At 67.8% G+C, this 4,309-nt stretch carries 4 protein-coding genes; all 4 read left to right on the forward strand.

The window, feature by feature from the left end:
- Positions 1–339, forward strand: a 339-nt coding sequence (locus AC5JJ6_RS01010) for a CobW C-terminal domain-containing protein (RefSeq protein WP_496040249.1), incomplete at its 5' end; no start/stop codon positions are given.
- A gap of 102 nt (positions 340–441) precedes the next feature.
- On the forward strand, positions 442–1,071 hold the full coding sequence (locus AC5JJ6_RS01015; RefSeq protein WP_496040250.1) for a Spy/CpxP family protein refolding chaperone: 630 nt from the start codon (positions 442–444) through the stop codon (positions 1,069–1,071).
- Positions 1,072–1,229: 158 nt separating this feature from the next.
- Positions 1,230–2,474 (forward strand): MFS transporter, encoded by a 1,245-nt coding sequence (locus AC5JJ6_RS01020; RefSeq protein WP_496040251.1) that lies wholly within the window; start codon positions 1,230–1,232, stop codon positions 2,472–2,474.
- A gap of 142 nt (positions 2,475–2,616) precedes the next feature.
- Complete coding sequence (locus tag AC5JJ6_RS01025; RefSeq protein WP_496040252.1) at positions 2,617–4,119, forward strand: sugar ABC transporter ATP-binding protein; 1,503 nt, start codon at positions 2,617–2,619, stop codon at positions 4,117–4,119.
- The last annotated feature ends 190 nt before the right edge of the window (positions 4,120–4,309 follow it).

Consider the following 4,309-nt stretch of genomic DNA (forward strand, 5'->3'; position numbering starts at 1 on the left):
CGTCATTGCCACGACGTCAACCGGCACGATGCACGGATCGCGGCGACCTGCCTGACCCATGACGGGCCGCTGGAATGGGCCGGCGTCAACGACTGGCTGTCGGCGCTTCGTGCCCAATACGGCGAGAGCCTGCTGCGGGTCAAAGGCATCTTCGACCTTCGGGGCGAGGCCGGGCCGGTCGTGGTCCATGGCGTCCACCACGTCTTTCATCCACCCGTGGCGCTGGAGAACTGGCCGGACGCCGATCGGCGGACCCGGCTGGTGCTGATAACCCGCGATCTGCCGGCGGACGTGCTGCGTGCGGCCTGGGCGGAGCTGGCGCCTGCGGCTGGAAGTTGATTCAGATAACGGTTGATTTGGATTAAGGAGAGCGGCGCGGACGCGGACTATGCTTTCCGGAATCCGCTCGCAAGCTGACCGGCGGCCATTTTGGAGGACATCATGAGATCACTCGTTCGTCTGGCGCTTCCCGTCCTCGCGGTACTGGCCTTCAGCCCGGCCGTGCAAGCGCAATCCGACGACCATCAGATCCATCATCCCGGCACCCAGGCGGAGGAATCCCAGGCCGCTCCGGCACCCGGTTCATCCATGCCGATGCCGATGCCGATGCCGATGCCGATGCGGGGCATGAACGGCATGCAGATGGGCGGCCAGGGCGGCGCTTCGATGGATTGCCCGATGATGGACGGGACGAGGCGCGAGGCCGGCATGGGCATGCGCATGGGCATGGGCATGGGCATGCCGTTCGAGCATATCGAAGGCCGTATCGCGTTCCTTCAGACGGAAATCGGCATCACCGACGGCCAGCGGGAGCAGTGGAACGCCTTCGCCGGAGCGCTCCGCAAGAACGCCGAGGTCCACCGGTCCATGCACGACCAGATGATGGCGCCCAAGGCTTCGCCGCAAAAGAGCTGGTTGCAGACGGTGCAGGGCAAGGCGCGGATGATGTCCAGCCATGCCGAGGCCTTGAAGGCGGTCGAAGCGACGGCCGGTCCGCTCTACGCTGTGCTGACGGAGGACCAGCGGCAGAAAGCCGACGGCCTGCTGGCCGGCGCGATGGGGATGATGTAACGACGCCGAAGCGCCGTCGCTGAAGCGAAGGCGCTTGCCGGAACATCGCAGGCCCGCAGCGGTTGCCGTTGCGGGCATGCGCCCATTTGCGAAATCCCATGGAAGCGCATGCTCTCCACTCCGCCGCCGACGCGGCGAAATTCAGGGGAGAGTTCCGCATGCGCACACTCGCGCAGTCTGCTACCGCGTCCACGGCGGAGGACGCGAAGGCCGGTCACGGCCTGTCGCCGGCGCTGACGGTCGCCTGCGCCGCGACCTGCGGCGCCATGGTCGCCAATCTATATTACGCCCAGCCGCTGATCGGCCTGATAGCGCCCGAGCTTGGGCTTGGCGAGAACATCTCCGGCCTGATCGTCACGCTGACCCAGCTCGGCTACGGCGCCGGGCTGCTGCTGGTGGTCTCGCTCGCCGACCGCATCGAGAACCGCCGGCTGATCCTGACCACCCTGCTCTGCGCCGCGGCGGCGCTGGCCGGGGTCGCGGTTTCCTCTTCCTCCACGCTCTTCCTGGCAGCTTCGGTCGCGGTCGGTTTCTGTTCGGCCGGCGCTCAGGTCGTGGTGCCGTTCGCCGCCGCGCTGACGCCGGAGGAACGGCGCGGACGCACCATCGGCAACGTCATGGCGGGCCTGCTGGCGGGCATCATGCTGGCGCGGCCGGTATCCAGCATGCTTGCCGATACGCTGGGCTGGCGGGCGGTGTTCTGGGTCTCCGCCGGCCTGATGCTGCTGCTGACCGCATGGCTGGCGAAGGCCCTGCCCCACAGCCACGGGTCCGGCGGCGGCAAGCCGAAACCGGCGCATGGGGGCTATGGACGGATGCTGGCCTCGATGTGGAGCATCCTGCTGACGACGCCGGCGCTTCAGCGGCGGGCGGTCTACCAGGGCATCGTCTTCGCCATCTTCAACATCTTCTGGACGGCGGCGCCCCTGATGCTGGCGAACCTCTTCGGCTATGGGCAGAAGGGGATCGCGCTGTTCGCGCTGGCGGGCGCCGGAGGCGCGCTGGCGGCGCCGCTCGCCGGACGGCTGGGCGACAGGGGTTATGTGAGGATCGGGACGGGTGTGGCGCTCGGCACCGTCATGATCAGCTGCTTCCTTGCGGGCTGGGCGGCGGCCCTGCCCTCCCTCGCGGCGCTGGTCGTGTTCGCGGTGACGCTGGACGCGGCGACGCAGGTCAATCAGGTGCTGGGCCAGAGGGTGATCTACTCGCTTGCCAGCGAGGCGCGCGGCCGGATGAACTCCGTCTACATGACCATCGTCTTCCTGCTGGGCGCCGGCGGGTCGGCGGTGGCGACGCTGACCTACCATCATGGCGGCTGGTGGACGTCGATGCTGACCGGCGGCGTCCTGGCGCTGGCGGCGCTGGTCTTCTTCGCGACCGAGCTGCGGCGGCCCGGCGGCTGAGCCGCTAAGCCCGGCCATAAAGCCTTGCCGGCCAATATGCCCTTTTGGATCAACGATCTAGCTTGACGCTCGGGGAGGCCCGCTTCACAGTGGCGTCCTAAGCCGCGATCAGACGGCCAAACGGGAGGGGGAGCCGGCGCGGATGAGCATTGCGGTCCGTTTCGAGAACATCGTGAAGGAGTTCGGCACCGTCCGGGTCCTTCACGGCGTCAGCTTCGAACTGCCGCGCGGCGGCGTCTATGGGCTTCTCGGCGAGAACGGCGCCGGCAAGTCGACGCTGATGAAGATCCTGAGCGGCTACGAGCAGCCGACCGAAGGCGCGGTGTTCGTCGACGGCGAAGCCACGGTCTTCAACAACTCGCGCGCGGCGGAAGCCGCCGGCATCGTCCTGATCCACCAGGAATTCAACCTCGCCGAAGACCTGACCATCGCGCAGAACATCTTCCTGGGCCATGAGAAGAAGCGCGGCTGGTGGCTCGACGATGCGGCGATGCGGGCCGAAACCGCGCGGGTACTGGCGCAGGTCGGCCTGGACAAGAACCCGGATACGCCGGTGCGGCACCTGATCGTCGCGGAAAAGCAACTGGTCGAGATCGCAAAGGCGCTGGCGCGCAGTGCCCGCCTCCTGATCATGGACGAGCCGACCGCCTCGCTGACGCCGGGAGAGACCGAGGCGCTGTTCAGGCTGATGGGCCGGCTGCACGAGGCCGGCGTGACCATCGTCTATATCTCGCACAAGCTGGACGAGGTCGAGCGGACGACCAACGAGGTGATCGTCATGCGCGACGGCCGCTTCGTCACCCGCCGTCCGACGGCCGAGTTGACCCGGCGCGAGATGGCGAACCTGATGGTCGGGCGCGAGCTGTCCGACCTGTATCCGCCCAAGGATCCCTCCCCCGCCCCATCGTCGGCCGGCGCCGTCCCCCGGCTCAAGGTCGTCGGCATGACGGTGCCGGGCTGGGCGCGGGATGTCGGGTTCGAGGTCATGCCGGGCGAGATCCTGGGGTTCGCCGGGCTTGTCGGAGCCGGGCGGACGGAACTGTTCGAAGGGCTTCTGGGATTGCGGCCCCATACCGTGGAACGGATCGAACTGGACGGCCGCGAGATCCGCATCCGGAACCCGCGCGACGCGGTGGCCCAGGGGCTGACTTATTTGAGTGAGGACCGCAAGGGCAAGGGGCTGCATGTCGGCTTCGGCCTGCGGGAGAACCTGACGCTGATGGCGCTGGAGCACTACGCGAAACCGTGGCTTCGGCCCGGCGACGAGATGCGGGCGCTTGAGGCGGCGGTGAAGGACTTCGGCATCCGGACCGGGTCGCTCGACATCCGGGCATCGTCGCTGTCGGGCGGCAACCAGCAGAAGCTGGCGCTGGCGAAGGTGCTGCACCCCCGGCCGAAGGTCATCGTCCTGGACGAGCCGACGCGCGGCGTCGATGTCGGAGCCAAGCGGGACATCTACTTCCTGATCCAGCGGCTGGCGCGGGAGGGACATGGCGTGATCGTGGTGTCGTCCGAGCTGATGGAACTGGTGGGCCTGTGCCATCGGGTCGCCGTGATGCGGGCGGGCCGCCTTGAGGCCATGGTCGATGCGCAACACCTGACCGAGGAGGAACTGATTTCCCATGCGACCGGAACGAAGAACTAGGCCGAGGAACGACCGTCCAGGGGCTTTGCCGTGGTAGAGGGGAGGCTTGACCGCGCAAGGTCGTTCGGCTCCTGGCTGCACGGCGTCGGTCCCGTCGTCGGGCTGGCGCTGCTGTGCGTCGCCGGCACCCTGCTGAACAGCGACTTCGCGTCGCTGGACAACGCGATGAACGTGCTGACCCGCACCGCCT

The sequence above is a fragment of the Skermanella sp. genome (assembly GCF_059503625.1).

Excerpts from the sequence above, each read along its gene's own strand:
- AC5JJ6_RS01015 (WP_496040250.1), top strand. The coding sequence starts at position 442 with ATGAGATCACTCGTTCGTCTGGCGCTTCCCGTCCTCGCGGTACTGGCC.
- AC5JJ6_RS01025 (WP_496040252.1), top strand. The coding sequence starts at position 2,617 with ATGAGCATTGCGGTCCGTTTCGAGAACATCGTGAAGGAGTTCGGCACC.
- AC5JJ6_RS01020 (WP_496040251.1), top strand. The coding sequence starts at position 1,230 with ATGCGCACACTCGCGCAGTCTGCTACCGCGTCCACGGCGGAGGACGCG.